The sequence below is a fragment of the Leucobacter aridicollis genome (assembly GCF_024399335.1).
Lineage (GTDB): Bacteria > Actinomycetota > Actinomycetes > Actinomycetales > Microbacteriaceae > Leucobacter > Leucobacter aridicollis_A.
In genome coordinates this window covers 2,957,449-2,972,421 of record NZ_CP075339.1, presented here as the reverse complement: position 1 = coordinate 2,972,421, position 14,973 = coordinate 2,957,449, and the positions used below count along the sequence as shown (strand labels likewise).

Genomic DNA, 14,973 nt, shown 5'->3' with positions numbered 1-14,973 from the left:
ACTATGGCGAGTGATCTGCAGGGCGTACTTGACGAGGTGCACGAGGCCGTTCGGCCGGTCATGGGCGGCGGAAGCGTCGCCGACTATATCCCGCGACTCGCGGCAGTGAACCCCGACCAGTTCGGGATTGCCGTCATGACGACGGACGGCGAGCGATTCGCCGCTGGTGACGCCGCGGTCGACTTCTCGATCCAGAGTATTTCGAAGGTCTTCTCGCTCGCGCTCGTCATGGCTGCGGATGGCGATGAGATCTGGCAGCGCGTGAATCGCGAGCCTTCGGGCGCCGCGTTTAACTCGCTCGCGCAGCTCGAGTACAAGCGCGGCATCCCTCGGAACCCGTTCATGAACGCGGGCGCCCTCGTCGTCGCGGATCACCTGCTGGGCCTGACCCCCGGCGAGGATTCGCCCGTGCTCGAGTTTGTCAGGGCCGAGTCAGGAAACCCGGCCATCTCCGTCGACGCATTGACGGCCGCCTCCGAGCTCAGCCATTCAGACAGGAACTCGTCGATCGCGCACCTGTTGCGCAGCTTCGGGAATCTGACCAACGACGTCGACGCTGTGCTCGCACGCTACGTCGATCAGTGCGCGATCGCGATGACCTGCGAGGATCTCGCCGCGGCCGGTGCGTTCCTCGCCCGGCGCGGCGTGCGCGCTGACGGCTCTCGGCTGCTGAGCTCGAACCAGGCCCGGCGCGTGAACGCCGTGATGCTGACCTCAGGGTTTTACGACGCGGCTGGTGAGTTTGCCTACCGCGTTGGCCTGCCAGGGAAGTCCGGAGTCGGCGGCGGCATCCTCGCGATCGTCCCCGACGTGTGCTCAATCTGCGTGTGGGGGCCGGGCCTCGACGGTTCGGGGAACTCGCTGACTGGCATGACGGCGCTCGCCGAGCTCACGGCGCGCACCGACTGGTCGATCTTCTAGCTCAGCGCGGCGGCCGGCCTGGTGGGTGGGATCGCGGCGAGGAGCGATCGCGTGTACTCGTGCTGGGGTGCCCCATAGAGCTCCTCGCTTGGGCCAGCCTCGACGATCTCGCCACGGCGCATCACCATGACCTCGTGGCTCATCTCGTGCACGACGGCGAGGTCGTGTGCAATGAAGAGATAGGCCAAGCCGAGCTCGCGTTGGAGCTGCCCCAGGAGATCCATGACGTCGGCCTGGATCGAAACGTCAAGAGATGCGGTCGACTCGTCGAGGACCAGGAGCTCAGGCTCGCAGGCGAGCGCGCGCGCAATGCACACCCGCTGCCGTTGCCCGCCAGACATCTCGTGCGGGTAGCGCGATGCGAACGATGCAGGCAGGTTGACCTGTTCGAGGAGCTCGGCGACGCGGGCCGCGCGGGCGCGCTTGCCCTCGCGCAGGCCGTGCACGATGAGCGGCTCGGAGATCGCCTCTGAGACCGTCGTTCGGGGGTTCAGTGCCGAGAACGGGTCTTGGAAGACCATGGCGAGCCGTCGTCGGATGCTGCGCAAATCTTTTCCGCGGGCGGTCAGGACATCGGCGCCTCCGAGGGAGACCGACCCGCTCTCGGGAGTTACCTGCCCGGTGAGCGCACCGGCAATCGTTGACTTGCCAGACCCTGACTCGCCGACGAGGCCGAGCGTGGTGCCGCGGGCGATCGTGAAGCTCACGTCGCGCACCGCGTGCACCCAGGTTGTGCCCGTCTTGGACTTCACCGGAAACTTGACGTTGAGGCCTGCAACCTCGAGTACGGGTTGGGCGTCGACGGGCGCTGGCTCGGGTGGCGGACTCGACAGCGAGGGGCGGCTCGCGAGCAGCCGCTTCGTGTAGTCGTGCTCGGGTCGGTCGAAGAGATCGAGCACCGGCTGCTGCTCGACGGCGTCGCCCCGGTACAGCACGGTGACGTCGGTCGCGACCTGCCCGATCACCCCGAGGTCGTGGCTGATCCACACCACCGCCATGCCGCGCTCGCGCTGCATCTCCCGGATGAGGTCGATGATCTGCGCCTGCGTCGTGACGTCAAGCGCCGTCGTCGGCTCATCCGCGATGAGTAGCGAGGGGTCGCAGGCGAGCGCGATTGCGATCATCACGCGCTGGCGCTGCCCGCCGGAGAGCTGGTGTGGATACGCCTGCAGTTTGCGTTCTGGGTCGGGGAGTCCGACGGCTTCAAGTAGCTCGATCGCGCGGGTGCGTGCCGCGCGATGGCTGAGCCTGAGGTGCGCCTCTGGGCCCTCCGTGAGCTGCCGTTCGAGCGTGAGGAGCGGGTTGAGGGAGGTGCTTGGATCCTGGAACACGAACCCCACCTCCGGCCCGTGCACGCGCCTGAGCTGCGCCTTCGGGGCGGTGACAAGGTCGTCGCCGCGGAGCAGCGACCGCCCGGTCACCCGCTGGTGCGGGAGATCGAGCAGCCGGGTGGCGCTGAGGACGCTCAGTGATTTGCCGGAACCTGACTCGCCGACGATGCCGGTGGTCTGGCCGTCGTGGACGTCGAACGAGATACCGTGCACGAGCTCGGTCCCGCCGATGGTGACGCACAGGTCTTGGACGGAGAGTACCGGGGTGTTTGTCTGGCTCATCGGCGAGCACTCCTTGATTCGATAACGCTGCGCTGCTTGGGGTCGAGGACGTCACGGAGGCCGTCGCCGACGAGGTTGCATGACAGTACGGTGAGAAAGATCGCGAGGCCGGGGAAGACAGCGAGCCACCATGCAGAACCGAGAAAGGACTGTGCCTCGAAGAGCATGCGGCCCCACGACGGCTGCGGCGGCTGTACGCCGAGACCCAGGAACGAGAGTGCAGCCTCGGACAGGATCGCGAAGGCGAGCGAAAGTGAGGTCTGCACGATGATCGGACCCGAGATGTTCGGGAGGATATGTTTCGCGAGGATCCTGCCGGCTCCCGTTCCCATCGTCTGTGACGCCCGAACGAACGGCTCTGAGCGCACGCTCAGCGTGCTGGCGCGGGCGACGCGGGCGAAGATCGGCACGTAGACCACGCCGATCGCGATTGTTGCGGTGTTTGCGCCGGGGCCGAGCACCGCGACAATCGCGAGCGCGAGGATGAGCATCGGGAACGCGAACATCACGTCAACGATTCGCATGAGAACACCGTCGGCCCAGCCGCCCGCATAGCCCGAGATGATGCCGAGGAGCACCCCGACGACGAGCGCGATCGCGACGCTCACGACCGCGACACGGAGCGACACCTGGGCGGCGATGACGACGCGCGAGAATACGTCTCGCCCGAGGTCATCGGTTCCAAACCAGTGTTCGGCGCTCGGCGGCCTCAGCGCTCCGGCGATATCGGTCTCGTTCACGCCGTAGGGCGCCAGTGCCGGCCCGAGGATCGCCGCAGCGATCATCACGAGGAGCACGATGCTACCGACGAGGCTCACCGGGCTTCGGAGGAACAGTCGGAAGGCCGACGGACGACTGCCATCAGCGAGTGCGGGCGCGGTCGCGATTGCGACGGTGTCTGGAGCGGTCATGACAGTCGGATCCTCGGGTCGATGAGGGCATACAGTGCGTCGACAATGAGGTTGACGACGAGGAAAGCGATGGCGATGAGCAGCACCGCTCCTTGCACGACTGGGTAGTCGCGGGAGGCGACCGAGTCGTAGACGAGCCGGCCGAGCCCGGGCCAGGCGAACACGACCTCGACGACGAGCACACCCCCGAGCATCGTTGCAAGCTGGATGCCGGTGATCGTGAGAATCGGGATGAAGGCGTTGCGGGCGATATGGACGCCAGTCACGACCGCGGGTCGCAGACCCTTCGAGCGTGCCGTGCGCACGTACGCCGCCTCCGCGACCTCGAGCACCGCGCCCCGAACATAGCGGGTCATGATCGAACCTGCGACGAGGCCAACTGTCAGCGCGGGAGTAAACACACGCCTGAGCCACTCGCCAGGATCCTCGCCGAACGCGACGTAGCCAGACGGCGGCAGCCAGCCGAGGATTGTCGAAAACAGCGTGATGAGCAGCATGCCCATCCAGAAGTCGGGAATCGAGACACCGAACTGGCTGAAGACTCGGACGATGCCGTCGCCAACGGTGCCCTCCTTCAGCGCCGAGAACGTTCCGGCAGGAATCGAGATGAGGAGCGCGATGAGCATCCCGACGCCGGCGAGCGACAGCGTTGCCGGGAGCCGCTCGAGCAGGATCTCGGTGACCGGCTGACCATTTCTGAAACTGACGCCGAGATCACCTGTGATGGCGTGACCGACGTACGCGAAGAACTGCTCGATGAGCGGCCTATCGAGTCCCGAGGCGGCCCGAAGCGCGTCATACGATTCCTGCGTGTACCGGGTTCCGAGCGCGATTCGAACAGGGTCGCCCGGCACCAGGTGAATGAGCGTAAACACGAGCACGAGTACGCCGAGCAGCACGACGAATGTGTGGAGCAGCCGCTTCCCGAGGAAGCGCAGGGTCGCCGAGCCTGTGATTCGGCTCGTCAGCGTGGACGTCATTCGGCGAGGCTCACATCCTTGAATCGGACTGCCCTGTCGCTGCGCACTTCGTACCCCTCAACTGCGGGGAGCCAGGCCTGCACAACCGAGGGGTTGTAAAGGTAAATGTAGCTTGCCTCTTGGGCGATGAGTGTCGCCGCCTCGTCGTAGAGCTTCTTGCGGGCGTCGACGTTCGTCTCGGTCCGACCGGCATCGAGCAGCTCGTCTACCTTGGGGTTGCTGTATCCCTGTGCGTTACTCGCGCCCTTCGAGTGGTGCTGCGCGTAGTAGAAGTCGTCCGGGTCGATGTTGCCGAGCCAAGCCATCATGAGCATGTCGAAGTTGCCGCTGTTTTGCTCGTCGAGCCACGTCGCGAAGTCGGGCTGCCGGATCGAGACGTCGATTCCGAGTGGGGCGAGATTATCGGCGATGACCTGCGCGGCGGTGACGGTCTCTGGGTAGTCCGAGGAGGCGAGTAGGTCGAGGGTGAGTGACGACCCGTCGACTCCTGCCTCGGCGAGCAGCTTCTTGGACTCCTCGACGTTTGTGCTGAACTCGTCGAATTCGGTGTACCAGGCGCTCTGCTTGGGGATGGCGAGCTGGTTCGTCGCCGCGGTGCCGTAGCTGGTGACCTGGGCGATCGCGTCTCTGTCGATGGCGTAGGCGATTGCCTGGCGCACACGGACATCGCCGTACGGTTCGTGCTCTTCGTTCAGTGCGAGATACCAATAGTCGGTGCTCGGCTCAACTCCGATTTCAAGGGCAGAGTCGCCGCCAAGCTGCTCGATCTGCTGGGCGGGGATCGAGTCAGTCCAGTCAATCTCTCCGCTCTTCAGCGCGGCGATGGCGGTGTTCCCTTCCGAGAGGAACGAGAACGTCACGCCGCCGATCTCGGGTGCCCCGTCCCAGTAGTCCGGGTTCGCGGCGAGTTTGATGCTGTCGCCCTGGGTGTAGCTCGTGAGTGAGAACGGCCCGGTGCCGATCGGCTTCGTGGTGATGTCGCCGCTCTCGACGTTCTCCTGCTGCACAATCGCCATGCCCTTGAACCCGCCAAGGCTTGAGAGGAGGTTCGGGGTCGGCTGGGCAACTGTGATGACGACTGTGGCGTCATCGGGGGTCTCGATCCCTGTGATGGCGCTGAGACGCCAAGCATTTGCGAGCTCCTCGTCGATGATGCGGCTGAGCGAGTATGCGACGTCGGCTGAGGTGAACGGTGAGCCGTCGTGGAATGTCACACCCTCGCGGAGGTGGAAGGTCCACGTGAGCTGATCGTCGCTGAGGTCCCAGCTTTCGGCAAGCGCCGGCTGCATTTCGAGGTTCTCGTCGGGTTGCACGAGCGTGTCGAAGACGTTCTCGAGCACCTCGAACGAGAAGTAGGCGGTGGTCTTGTGTGGGTCGAGTTGGTCAGGTTCGCCCGCGATTGCCGCCGACAGCACGGATCCTGGCGTGCTGCCAGCGCTCCCACCGTCGAGGTCGACAGCGGTGCCTGTCGAGCAACCTGCGAGAACGAGGGCGCCCAGTAGGGCGACTCCTGGGAGTAGTGTGCGTGACTTCATCGGCACTGATCCTCTGCGTGAGTGGGCGGAATTATCATTTTTATGATGGAATCATCATTATTGCGATAGTCAACATCGAAAACGGGCTCGCGTCAACCTGAGAAAGCAGCGACATGACATTTACAATCCTGGCGAGTGATCCAACGAAGGGCCTCCTCGCCGCGGCAACGGCGAGTCGTTCGCTCGCGGTGGGTGCTGGCGTGCCGGCGGTAAGAGTCGGCATTGGCGCCGCAGCGAGCCAGGCATACACAAACCGTTCTCTTCGCTCACGACTGCTCGACGCGCTCGCCGCGGGGGACTCCCCATCGAGCGCCGTCGCGCGAATCCCCGAGTGGGATGCAGGCGCTGCATGGCGACAGGCAGCGGTCGTGGCGGCGGACGGTGCCGCGGCGGCGCACACCGGCGAGGCCTGTACCGCGTGGGCGGGAAGTGAATCTGGTGCAGGCTTCGTCGTGCTCGGCAATCTGCTTCCCGGGCCAGAGGTTGTCGAGGCAATGTGCGTCGCGTTTGAACGCTACCCGGAAGGCACGAATGCGTCGGCGCTCGACGTTTCCGAGGGGGACCGCGCACTCGCGAACTTCTCGCGACGGGTACTCGCGGCGCTCGCCGCAGGTGACGCCGCAGGGGGAGACCTTCGTGGCAGGCAATCGGCAGCGATCCTTGTCGGCGTCTCACCAGTACCTTCCGGGGCGACACCTACCGGGCAGTCCAGCCCGGGCAGAACCGCGACCTGGAATGCGGTAGAGGTGGACGACGAGCCGCTCGCGATCGACCTACGCGCTGATGATCACGAGCGACCGATCGACGAGCTGGCGAGGCTGCTCGAGCTCGCCCTTGCCGAGCGCCGAGCGGCAGGCAGATGACTCGCAGGCTGGTGCTATTGCTCGAACGGGGTCACTGCACCGAGCACGACGCACGGCTCTGCGGTCGTGTTCGCCCACCAGTGCGGAACCGAGCATGGGTACGTCATGGCATCTCCCGGCTCCAGCACAACGCGTCGCTCACCATGAACAACCGTGAGCGTCCCGGACTCGACGACAACGCACTCTGTTCCGAGATGTCTGAACGCCTTGCCCTCGTTGGTAAAGCCCGGCGGCAGCGTGCTGCGAATGACCTGCAGCGACGATCGTCGGCCCGGTGTGAGCAACTCGCGAACGACGAGCTGGCTTTTGGGTTCGCTCTCGAGCACCGGAAGCAGCGTGCGCTCGTCCGCGCGCACCACGAGGTCGTCGCGGTCTGCGCCCCCGTCAAGAAAGCGCGAGATCGGGATTCCGAGCGCCTCGGTCAGCCGCTTCAGCGCGAGAAACGACGGGTTGCCGAGGCCGCGTTCGAGCTGGCTGATCAGGCCGAAGCTCACTCCCGAGCGTTGGCTCAACGCATTCAGGCTCAATCCCTGCCGTTGGCGCTCGTCGCGCAGCTCGCGACCCAGTGCGGCGACCTCTGCGTTCGGGGCGTCTCGTTCCTTGCTCACACCCTCAGACTAATCTCCCAGCCGGGTCACTCCCACACCGGCGCCGCAGAAAGGTGACCGGACCATGAGTATTCAGCAGCGAGTCGGAGCGGCCTCTGGCTCCAGACACGTCACGGAAATCGACGCTGTCGCCGAGCGCTGGCTCGACACCGAGGTCGCGCTCGATCCGGTGCTCGGAACGAAGCTCGGTCGATCAGAATCGGCGACGACCTTTGGAGATTACTCGCCTGAGGGTGCTGCGCATGCGGCAGCCGAGGCCCGGGCGGTGCTCATCGAACTTGAGCGTGCGACCCCGCTCGATCGTACTGACGCCGTGACGGCGCGCGAGCTGCGCGATCGGCTCGATATCCAGGTCGCACGATACGAGGCAGGCCACGTGCTCCGAGACCTGACCGTGCTCGAGACGCCCGCACAACTCATTCGTCAGGCGTTCGACCTCATGCCACGGGCGACGGAGGGTGACTGGACCGCGATCGCCACGCGACTCGCTGCGGTGCCTGCGGCGCTGGCTGGGTATGTGCAGTCCCTGGAGCTCGGCGCGACCCGCGGCAACGGCCCCGCCCGGCGGCAGGTGCTCGCCGTCGCGGCTCAGGCAGATCGGTTTGCGGCCGAGTACTTCCCAGGGTTTGGTGAGGCCGCCGCCTATGAAGCCCGCACCTGGCCGGCGGCGGGCCGCGCTCTGGCAACCGAGGTCGGTGCGGCAGCCGCTGGCGCCGCGCGCGCCTACGCGTCGTTCGCGAGGTACCTGCGGGAGCGGCTCGCACCCAAGACTCACACAGGCGATGCCGTCGGCCGCGACAACTACGCTCTTGCCGCCCGAGACTTCCTCGGCACCGAGATCGACGCCGACGAGTGCTACGAGTGGGCACTCGCCGAGATCCACCGGATAGCCGGTGAGCAACGATTGGTGGCCGCTGAGATCTCGCCGGGAGCGTCTCCGGCCCAGGCGATCGCTCTGCTCGACGAAGACCCCGGGAGAATCGTTCACGGGGAGGCCGCCTTGCAGCGGTGGCTGCAGGAGCGGAGCGACGAGGCCATTGAGGCTCTCGACGGCCCGGTCTTCGCGATCCCGAGCGAGCTCCGCAGGCTGGACTGCCGCATCGCTCCGACGCGGGAGGGCGGGATCTACTACACGGCACCCAGCGATGATTTCGGTCGGCCGGGCAGCATGTGGTGGACCGTGCCAGCAGGAGTGACTGAATTTCGAACCTGGCGCGAGCTTACAACGGTCTACCACGAGGGCGTGCCCGGACATCACCTGCAGCTCGGCGGCGCCGTCGCCCGCAGGGACACGTTGAACGCCTGGCGGCGCACCCGGGCGGGATCATCCGGTCACCTCGAGGGCTGGGCGCTCTATGCCGAGCGGCTCATGGTCGAGCTTGGGTTTCTCGAGGATCCCGGGGCCCGCCTCGGCATGCTCGATGCGCAACGGATGCGTGCCGCTCGGGTGGTCGTCGACATCGGCCTGCATCTTGGTAAGCGCGCACCAGACGGCGGCGTCTGGACGGCTGAGCGCGTGTACGAGTTCATGGCGAACAACGTGACGATGCGCCCCGAGGCGCTGCGGTTCGAGGTGCTCCGGTACCTCGGTTGGCCCGGCCAGGCGAGCTCCTACAAGCTGGGTGAACGGTTGTGGCTCGGGCTGCGGGCGGAGGCAGAACGAGAGCCGGGATTCACGCTTGCATCGTTTCACGATCGAGCGCTCTCACTTGGCACGCTTGGTCTCGACACCCTGCAGTGGGCGATGCGCCGCTGACGGGATAATATTCGAGCATGACATTCAACGAGAACGTTCGCATCGACACGAGTCAGGTGCAGAAGCGCAGCGGCAGCGGACGCCGAACCGGCCTGGCTGTCGGCGGTGGCGGCATTGGGCTCATGCTCGTGCTGTTTCTCGGGTCACAGCTGCTCGGAATTGACCTCACTGGCTTCGCGCCGGCGCTGAGCTCGGGCGGTGGCAGCTCGTCGAGCGAAGAGATCGTTGCGGTCGAGAACTGCAACACGGGTGCCGACGCGAACGCAAACGTTGAGTGCCGCATGACCGCGACGAGCGATTCTCTCAACCGCTACTGGAACACTCAGGTCGGCAACTATCGCAGTCCGCAGCCCGTCGCGCTCTTCAGCGGCCAGACCCAGTCGCAGTGCGGCACCGCGTCTGCCGCGACTGGTCCGTTCTACTGCCCGCCCGAGGAGCGAATCTACGTCGACACCGCCTTCTTTGACACCCTGCGCGCGGACTACGGCGCCTCGAGCGGACCGCTTGCCGAGATGTATGTGCTCGCGCACGAATGGGGCCACCACATCTCGAACATCACCGGTTCGCTCAACCAGGCGGGCCGCGAATCCGGCGCGACGTCGGGCTCGGTGCGGCTTGAGCTGCAGGCCGACTGCTTCGCGGGTGCGTGGGTCGGGGCGGCTCAGACCGTCACCGACGACAGTGGCGTTCCGTTTTTGAAGCCCGTCACCCAGTCTGAAATCAACGATGCCCTGAGCGCTGCTGCCGCGGTTGGCGACGACCACATCATGCAGTCCTCGGGTATGCGCGTTGATCCCGAGCGGTTCACGCACGGCACCTCCGAGCAGCGACAGCGTTGGTTCATGACCGGCTACGAGCAGGGGCCGACATCGTGTGGCACGTTCGACGTGCCAGCGAGCCAGCTCTAGCGCCTCGCTTCGCCCGCCTGTACGAGTCTGTTCATCGCGGTGCGCAGCGCCGTGACCGTGACCTGCACTGAGCGGCGGTGCAGTGTCTCCGGGCGTGTCAGCATGTCGATTGCGCGGGTCGCGTTGACGCCAGCGAGCGGTCGGAGCACCAGCCCTGCAAGGGCTGAGCCGACGGTGTAGCGCGGCACCATGCCGATAGCATCGCCCGTGGCGACAATTGCGGCGACTGAGCCGTAGTCGTTGATACGGTGCACGACCTTGACTGATTGGTCTGCGACGGCAGCGATGGCGCCGAGCAGGTCGTCAGGGGAGTAGCCCGCGCGGCTTGTGACCCAGGCCTCGCCAGCGACGTCGGCTGGAGTGAGCTGCTCGCGGTCGGCGAGTGGGTGCCCCTCTGGGAGCGCAATGTCGAGGGGCTCCTGCGCGAGCCGGATGACCTTGAGCCCGGTTTCGGGCCACGGCGGGCTGTGCTCAAGGCGGTGCGCGATCACCAGATCGTAGCTTGCGGTAAGCAGCGGAAACTCCTCCTGCGCCACGTCCTCGTCAGACAGCCTGAGATCGGGGGCGGCGGCGATGTCCCGCAGCTCGCTCAGCAGTCCGCCGAAGATTGCCTGCGAGGCACTGTGGAAGCCACTGACTGTGACGACTCCCGAGGGCTCTTGTTCAAAGGCCTCGACTGCGCCCGCCGCGGCTGCCATCGCCTCGATGACGCCGGTGCCGGCCCGGGCGAGCGCATAGCCGGCCTCGGTGAGCACGAGGGTGCGTCCGTCCCGGCGGGTGAGTGGGGCCCTGAAGCCGCGCTGGAGTGCGCTGAGCTGTTGCGAGACCGCGGAGGGGGTCACACGCAGGCTGTCGGCGACCGCAGTGACGCTGCCGAGGGTGCCGAGTTCGCGCAGAATCTCGAGTTGGTAGATCTCCACAGCGCCTCCTTTATTTAGCTCTAGCTTAATCAAATCTGAAGAAAGACAATCTTGTTCTGAACTGTGTTCCATGGCGAAATAGCTGTATGCGAGCACTCATGAAACCGGAGGCGGGGCCAGGCCTCGTTCTGAGCGAGGTCCCTGATCCTGTGTGTGGCCCTGGCGATGTCGTCATCCGCGTCTTGCGAACCGGCATCTGCGGTACCGATTTGCACATCCTTGAATGGGACGCGTGGGCGGCGAACAACATCGCAGCCCCGCTCATCCCAGGCCACGAGTTCTATGGCGAGGTCGTCGAGATCGGTGCGGGAGTGTGCGACGTGCGCGTCGGTGACCGTGTGTCAGGCGAGGGGCACATCGTCTGCGGCACGTGCCGCAACTGTCGGGCTGGCCGCCGCCAGATGTGCATCCGAACGAAGGGGCTCGGCCTGCACCGCGACGGTGCGTTCGCAGAGTACCTGTCGTTGCCAGCAAGCAACGTCTGGGTGCACTCGGACACAATCTCGCCTGAGCTCGGCGCGATCTTTGACCCGCTCGGAAACGCGGTGCACACGGCGCTCGCGTTCCCGCTCGTTGGCGAGGACGTGCTTGTGAGTGGCTGCGGCCCGATCGGGCTCATGTCGGTCGCCGTCGCCAGGCACGTTGGCGCGCGCTACGTCGTCGCGACCGACATCAGCGACGCCCGCCTCGAGCTCGCGCGCGGCCTTGGCGCCCACGCGACAGTCAACGTCGCGACCGAGTCGATTCGTGACGCGCAGACGCAGCTTGGTATGCGTGAGGGCTTCGACATCGGGTTCGAGATGAGCGGCGCGAGCCCGGCGCTTCCAGGCATGCTCGAGAACATGAACCACGGCGGCAGGATCGCGATGCTGGGGCTGCCAACTGCCGAGTTCGCCATCGACTGGGCCAAGGTGGTGACCCACATGATCACGCTGAAGGGCATCTACGGGCGCGAGATGTTTGAGACGTGGAACGCAATGGCCGCGATGCTTGAGACGAGCGAGCAGCTGCGGGCGCGCATCACGTCGGTGATTGCCGACACGATCCCCGCGCGCGATTGGGAGCGTGGCTTTGCGGCCGCAGGCTCGGCGACAACCGGAAAAATCATCCTCGACTGGACGGAACTGTAATGTACGGAGCATTCAAAGCACACCTCGCGACAGAGCTCACCGAGATCGAAGACGCCGGCCTGTTCAAGCGCGAGCGCGGGATAGCGGGGCCCCAGGGTCCCGAGATCACCGTCGGCGACACCCAGGTGCTGAACTTCTGTGCGAACAACTACCTCGGTCTTGCCGACCATCCGAGCATCGTCGCCGCGGCGCACACCGCGCTTGACGAGTGGGGATACGGCCTGGCGAGCGTGCGATTCATCTGCGGGACGCAGGATCAGCACCTTGAGCTTGAGACGCGGCTCTCGACGTTTCTCGGGACCCAAGAGACGATCCTCTTCGCATCGTGCTTCGACGCGAACGGCGGCGTGTTCGAGACCCTGTTTGGTGCGGAGGACGCGATCATCTCGGATGCGCTCAACCACGCGTCGCTGATTGATGGCATCAGGCTATCCAAGGCCCGCCGCTACCGGTACGCGAACTGCGACATGGCAGAGCTTGAAGCGCGCCTGCAGGAGGCTGCGGATGCCCGGTTCCGAGTGATCGTGACTGACGGCGTGTTCTCGATGGACGGTTTTGTCGCGCCGCTCGAGGCGATCTGCGACCTCGCCGACAAGTATGACGCGCTCGTGCTCGTAGACGACTCCCACGCCGTCGGCTTTATGGGGGAGACTGGCGCAGGCACCCCCGAGCTCTGTGGAGTTGCCGACCGCGTCGACATCGTCACGGGCACGCTCGGCAAGGCCCTCGGCGGGGCCTCTGGCGGCTACGTGTCGGGGCACAGCGAGATCGTCCAGCTGTTGCGCCAGCGCGCGAGGCCGTACCTCTTCTCGAACACCCTCGCTCCAGCGATTGTCGCTGGATCGCTCGCCGCGCTCGATCTCGTCGAGGGGGCCGGTGACGCGCGGGTGCGGCTCCAGCACAACGCTGAGCTCTTCCGGGCGCTGATGACGGAAGCGGGCTTTGAGCTGCTCCCAGGCAACCATCCGATCGTGCCTGTGATGTTCGGGGATGCTGCGGTGACCGCCCAGATCGCGACTGAGCTGCAGCGTCGAGGGGTGTTTGTGACGGCCTTCAGCTTCCCCGTGGTCCCCAGGGGCGAGGCGCGGATCCGCGTGCAACTCTCTGCGGCCCACACCGAGTCGCAGATCAAGGCCTGCGTGACCGCGTTCATCGAGGCGGCACGCGCGGTGCAACCGGGCGAGTGATCTGGCCAGGAGGCGGCAGCTGCGCTTTCAGGGGCGCAGCAGCCGCTCCGCGAGCCCGCGTGCTGTGAGTACCCAGGCGTCAGTGCCTTCGAGGCCGGACTTCGCCATTGAGCCTTCGAGGAGGAGCGCCAGGTGAGCGGCAAGCTCGTCGGGTGCGTCAGAAATCTCGGCGAGGTGCAGCCGCAGTATCTGCTCGACCTCGTCCTTGTGTGCGCGCACGGCGGCCCGCCCCGGGTGACCGACGGGGAGCTCGGCCGCTGCGTTGAGTAGACCACAGCCCCGCCAGCCGTCGCGGTACCCAGCGTTCGCGTGGTCTGCGTACGCGTCGAACACCGCGAGTACCCTGTCTGCGGGGGTGTCGGCGTGCGCGAGACGCGTGGAGAACAAGGCGAGCCACTCGCGGTGTCGCTCCTCGAGATAGGCGGCGATCAGTGTCTCTTTTGACTCGAAGTTGTTGTAGAGACTCTTCTTCGCGACGCCGGCGGTCGCGATGATCGTATCGATGCCGGTTCCACTCACTCCCTTGGCGTAGAACTCCTCGGCTGCGGCACGAAGCAGTTTGTCGCGCGCCGGTTCGCGTTTCGTGCGGGCTGTGCTTCTGCCGTTCACGCTCTCTCCAAGATCGGTGTCGCGACAAGTGTACCAAGGTAGACCGATCTGTCTACTATGCTTGACGAATGCGCAATTCCACTCACACCCGCCCCGGGCTCGGGGTGGTGCTTGTCCTCGCGGCGTCGGTTCTCTGGGGAACAACGGGCACGGCGGCGACGTTCGCGCCCGAGGTTGGACCGCTGGCGATCGGCGCCGTTGCGCTCGGCGTCGGCGGGTTGCTGCAGGCGGTGGTCGCCGGGCGCGGCCTTGTGCGTGCGCTCCCACAGTTGCGAGCGCGATGGCCGCTCGTACTCTTTGGCGGGCTCGGTGTTTTCGCGTACCCACTCGCGTTCTACAGCAGCATGCACACCGCCGGGGTGACGATTGGCACTGTCGTCTCGCTTGGCTCCGCGCCAGTGTTTGCTGCGCTGCTCGACTGGGCGACTGATCGGAAGCGGCCATCGCGCCGCTGGCTCGTGGCCGCAGTGCTCGGCCTTGCGGGTATGGCCGTTCTCAGCGTGTTTGGCGGTCACGGGAATTCGGGTGGCACGGGTCAGGTAGGTCTCGGCGTCGGACTCGGCCTAGTCGCTGGCGTGAGCTACGCCGGCTACGCATGGGCTGCTCATAGGCTGATCGGGCCCGGCGTCGACTCCCGCGTCGCGATGGGTGCGGTGTTCGGATTCGGCGGGGTGCTGCTCATGCCTGTGCTCTTCGCAACGGGAGGCCCACTTGTGAGCTCGTGGCAAGCGTTTGGGGTCGGCACGTACATGGCGCTCGTGCCGATGTTTCTCGGCTATGTGCTGTTCGGACTCGCGCTCAGACACATCGATGCGACCTCGGCGACAGTGCTGACCCTGTCGGAGCCTGTGATTGCGGCAGGGTTCGCCGCGGTGATCGTCGGTGAGCGTCTCGCCGCAGGAGGTATTGCGGGCGTCGTGCTCATCGGTGCGAGCCTGGTGCTGTTCGCTCTGCCCGCGCGCAGGCGCCTCAGCTGAACGCAGCAGCGTTCTCACGGGGGTTCGATCGTGCGGCGGAGCTCACCGCTTCTGG

The 14,973-nt window shown here is 65.9% G+C and carries 14 protein-coding genes; 7 read left to right on the top strand and 7 right to left on the bottom strand.

The window, feature by feature from the left end:
• Nucleotides 1-3 precede the first annotated feature (3 nt).
• Nucleotides 4-921 (top strand): glutaminase, encoded by a 918-nt coding sequence (locus KI794_RS13360; protein ID WP_119284983.1) that lies wholly within the window; start codon nucleotides 4-6, stop codon nucleotides 919-921.
• Here the strand turns inward: KI794_RS13360 and KI794_RS13355 are convergent.
• From KI794_RS13355 to KI794_RS13340, 4 genes are read right to left on the bottom strand one after another with little or no spacing between them, the layout of a single operon-like run.
• Nucleotides 918-2,534: an ABC transporter ATP-binding protein gene (locus KI794_RS13355; RefSeq protein WP_255808383.1), complete on the bottom strand. Its 1,617-nt coding sequence runs from the start codon at nucleotides 2,532-2,534 to the stop codon at nucleotides 918-920. The genes KI794_RS13360 and KI794_RS13355 overlap by 4 nt on opposite strands.
• The gene (locus tag KI794_RS13350; RefSeq protein ID WP_255808382.1) at nucleotides 2,531-3,445 is read right to left on the bottom strand and encodes an ABC transporter permease; all 915 of its coding nucleotides are present in this window, start codon (nucleotides 3,443-3,445) and stop codon (nucleotides 2,531-2,533) included. The genes KI794_RS13355 and KI794_RS13350 overlap by 4 nt, the downstream gene beginning before the upstream one ends.
• Nucleotides 3,442-4,425, bottom strand: coding sequence for an ABC transporter permease (locus KI794_RS13345; protein WP_255808381.1), 984 nt, complete (start codon nucleotides 4,423-4,425; stop codon nucleotides 3,442-3,444). Before KI794_RS13345 ends, KI794_RS13350 begins: the two co-directional genes overlap by 4 nt.
• The gene (locus KI794_RS13340; protein WP_255808380.1) at nucleotides 4,422-5,960 is read right to left on the bottom strand and encodes an ABC transporter substrate-binding protein; all 1,539 of its coding nucleotides are present in this window, start codon (nucleotides 5,958-5,960) and stop codon (nucleotides 4,422-4,424) included. The genes KI794_RS13345 and KI794_RS13340 overlap by 4 nt, the downstream gene beginning before the upstream one ends.
• Nucleotides 5,961-6,073: 113 nt before the next feature.
• On the opposite strand from KI794_RS13340, the gene KI794_RS13335 reads away from it, so the two are divergent.
• The gene (locus tag KI794_RS13335) at nucleotides 6,074-6,823 is read left to right on the top strand and encodes a DUF1028 domain-containing protein (RefSeq protein ID WP_255808379.1); all 750 of its coding nucleotides are present in this window, start codon (nucleotides 6,074-6,076) and stop codon (nucleotides 6,821-6,823) included.
• 14 nt (nucleotides 6,824-6,837) lie between these two features.
• On the opposite strand, the gene KI794_RS13330 is transcribed toward KI794_RS13335, so the two are convergent.
• The gene (locus tag KI794_RS13330; RefSeq protein ID WP_119284977.1) at nucleotides 6,838-7,431 is read right to left on the bottom strand and encodes a cupin domain-containing protein; all 594 of its coding nucleotides are present in this window, start codon (nucleotides 7,429-7,431) and stop codon (nucleotides 6,838-6,840) included.
• A 64-nt stretch (nucleotides 7,432-7,495) separates the two neighbouring features.
• On the opposite strand from KI794_RS13330, the gene KI794_RS13325 reads away from it, so the two are divergent.
• Nucleotides 7,496-9,187: a DUF885 domain-containing protein gene (locus tag KI794_RS13325; RefSeq protein ID WP_255808378.1), complete on the top strand. Its 1,692-nt coding sequence runs from the start codon at nucleotides 7,496-7,498 to the stop codon at nucleotides 9,185-9,187.
• Nucleotides 9,188-9,204: 17 nt separating this feature from the next.
• Nucleotides 9,205-10,095: a KPN_02809 family neutral zinc metallopeptidase gene (gene ypfJ, locus KI794_RS13320; RefSeq protein WP_255808377.1), complete on the top strand. Its 891-nt coding sequence runs from the start codon at nucleotides 9,205-9,207 to the stop codon at nucleotides 10,093-10,095.
• On the opposite strand, the gene KI794_RS13315 is transcribed toward ypfJ, so the two are convergent.
• Nucleotides 10,092-11,015 (bottom strand): LysR family transcriptional regulator, encoded by a 924-nt coding sequence (locus tag KI794_RS13315; RefSeq protein WP_119284974.1) that lies wholly within the window; start codon nucleotides 11,013-11,015, stop codon nucleotides 10,092-10,094. The genes ypfJ and KI794_RS13315 overlap by 4 nt on opposite strands.
• An 86-nt stretch (nucleotides 11,016-11,101) precedes the next feature.
• Here KI794_RS13315 and tdh point away from each other — a divergent pair, with 86 nt between their 5' ends.
• Nucleotides 11,102-12,145 (top strand): L-threonine 3-dehydrogenase, encoded by a 1,044-nt coding sequence (gene tdh / locus KI794_RS13310; protein WP_255808376.1) that lies wholly within the window; start codon nucleotides 11,102-11,104, stop codon nucleotides 12,143-12,145.
• A complete protein-coding gene (locus KI794_RS13305; RefSeq protein ID WP_255808375.1) occupies nucleotides 12,145-13,332 on the top strand; it encodes a glycine C-acetyltransferase in 1,188 nt (395 codons plus the stop codon). The genes tdh and KI794_RS13305 overlap by 1 nt, the downstream gene beginning before the upstream one ends.
• Nucleotides 13,333-13,359: 27 nt before the next feature.
• Here the strand turns inward: KI794_RS13305 and KI794_RS13300 are convergent, their stop codons facing one another.
• Entirely contained in the window at nucleotides 13,360-13,941 is a 582-nt protein-coding gene (locus KI794_RS13300; protein WP_119284971.1) for a TetR/AcrR family transcriptional regulator, read from the bottom strand.
• 68 nt (nucleotides 13,942-14,009) lie between these two features.
• Between KI794_RS13300 and KI794_RS13295 the strand changes: the two genes are divergently transcribed.
• Nucleotides 14,010-14,918 (top strand): DMT family transporter, encoded by a 909-nt coding sequence (locus KI794_RS13295; protein WP_119284970.1) that lies wholly within the window; start codon nucleotides 14,010-14,012, stop codon nucleotides 14,916-14,918.
• Nucleotides 14,919-14,973: the final 55 nt, after the last annotated feature.

Bases quoted from the DNA above. Each gene is read 5' to 3' on its own strand.
- KI794_RS13360 (WP_119284983.1), top strand. From the start codon at position 4: ATGGCGAGTGATCTGCAGGGCGTACTTGACGAGGTGCACGAGGCCGTT.
- KI794_RS13355 (WP_255808383.1), bottom strand. From the start codon at position 2,534: ATGAGCCAGACAAACACCCCGGTACTCTCCGTCCAAGACCTGTGCGTC.
- KI794_RS13350 (WP_255808382.1), bottom strand. From the start codon at position 3,445: ATGACCGCTCCAGACACCGTCGCAATCGCGACCGCGCCCGCACTCGCT.
- KI794_RS13345 (WP_255808381.1), bottom strand. From the start codon at position 4,425: ATGACGTCCACGCTGACGAGCCGAATCACAGGCTCGGCGACCCTGCGC.
- KI794_RS13340 (WP_255808380.1), bottom strand. From the start codon at position 5,960: ATGAAGTCACGCACACTACTCCCAGGAGTCGCCCTACTGGGCGCCCTC.
- KI794_RS13335 (WP_255808379.1), top strand. From the start codon at position 6,074: ATGACATTTACAATCCTGGCGAGTGATCCAACGAAGGGCCTCCTCGCC.
- KI794_RS13325 (WP_255808378.1), top strand. From the start codon at position 7,496: ATGAGTATTCAGCAGCGAGTCGGAGCGGCCTCTGGCTCCAGACACGTC.
- ypfJ (WP_255808377.1), top strand. From the start codon at position 9,205: ATGACATTCAACGAGAACGTTCGCATCGACACGAGTCAGGTGCAGAAG.
- tdh (WP_255808376.1), top strand. From the start codon at position 11,102: ATGCGAGCACTCATGAAACCGGAGGCGGGGCCAGGCCTCGTTCTGAGC.
- KI794_RS13305 (WP_255808375.1), top strand. From the start codon at position 12,145: ATGTACGGAGCATTCAAAGCACACCTCGCGACAGAGCTCACCGAGATC.
- KI794_RS13295 (WP_119284970.1), top strand. From the start codon at position 14,010: ATGCGCAATTCCACTCACACCCGCCCCGGGCTCGGGGTGGTGCTTGTC.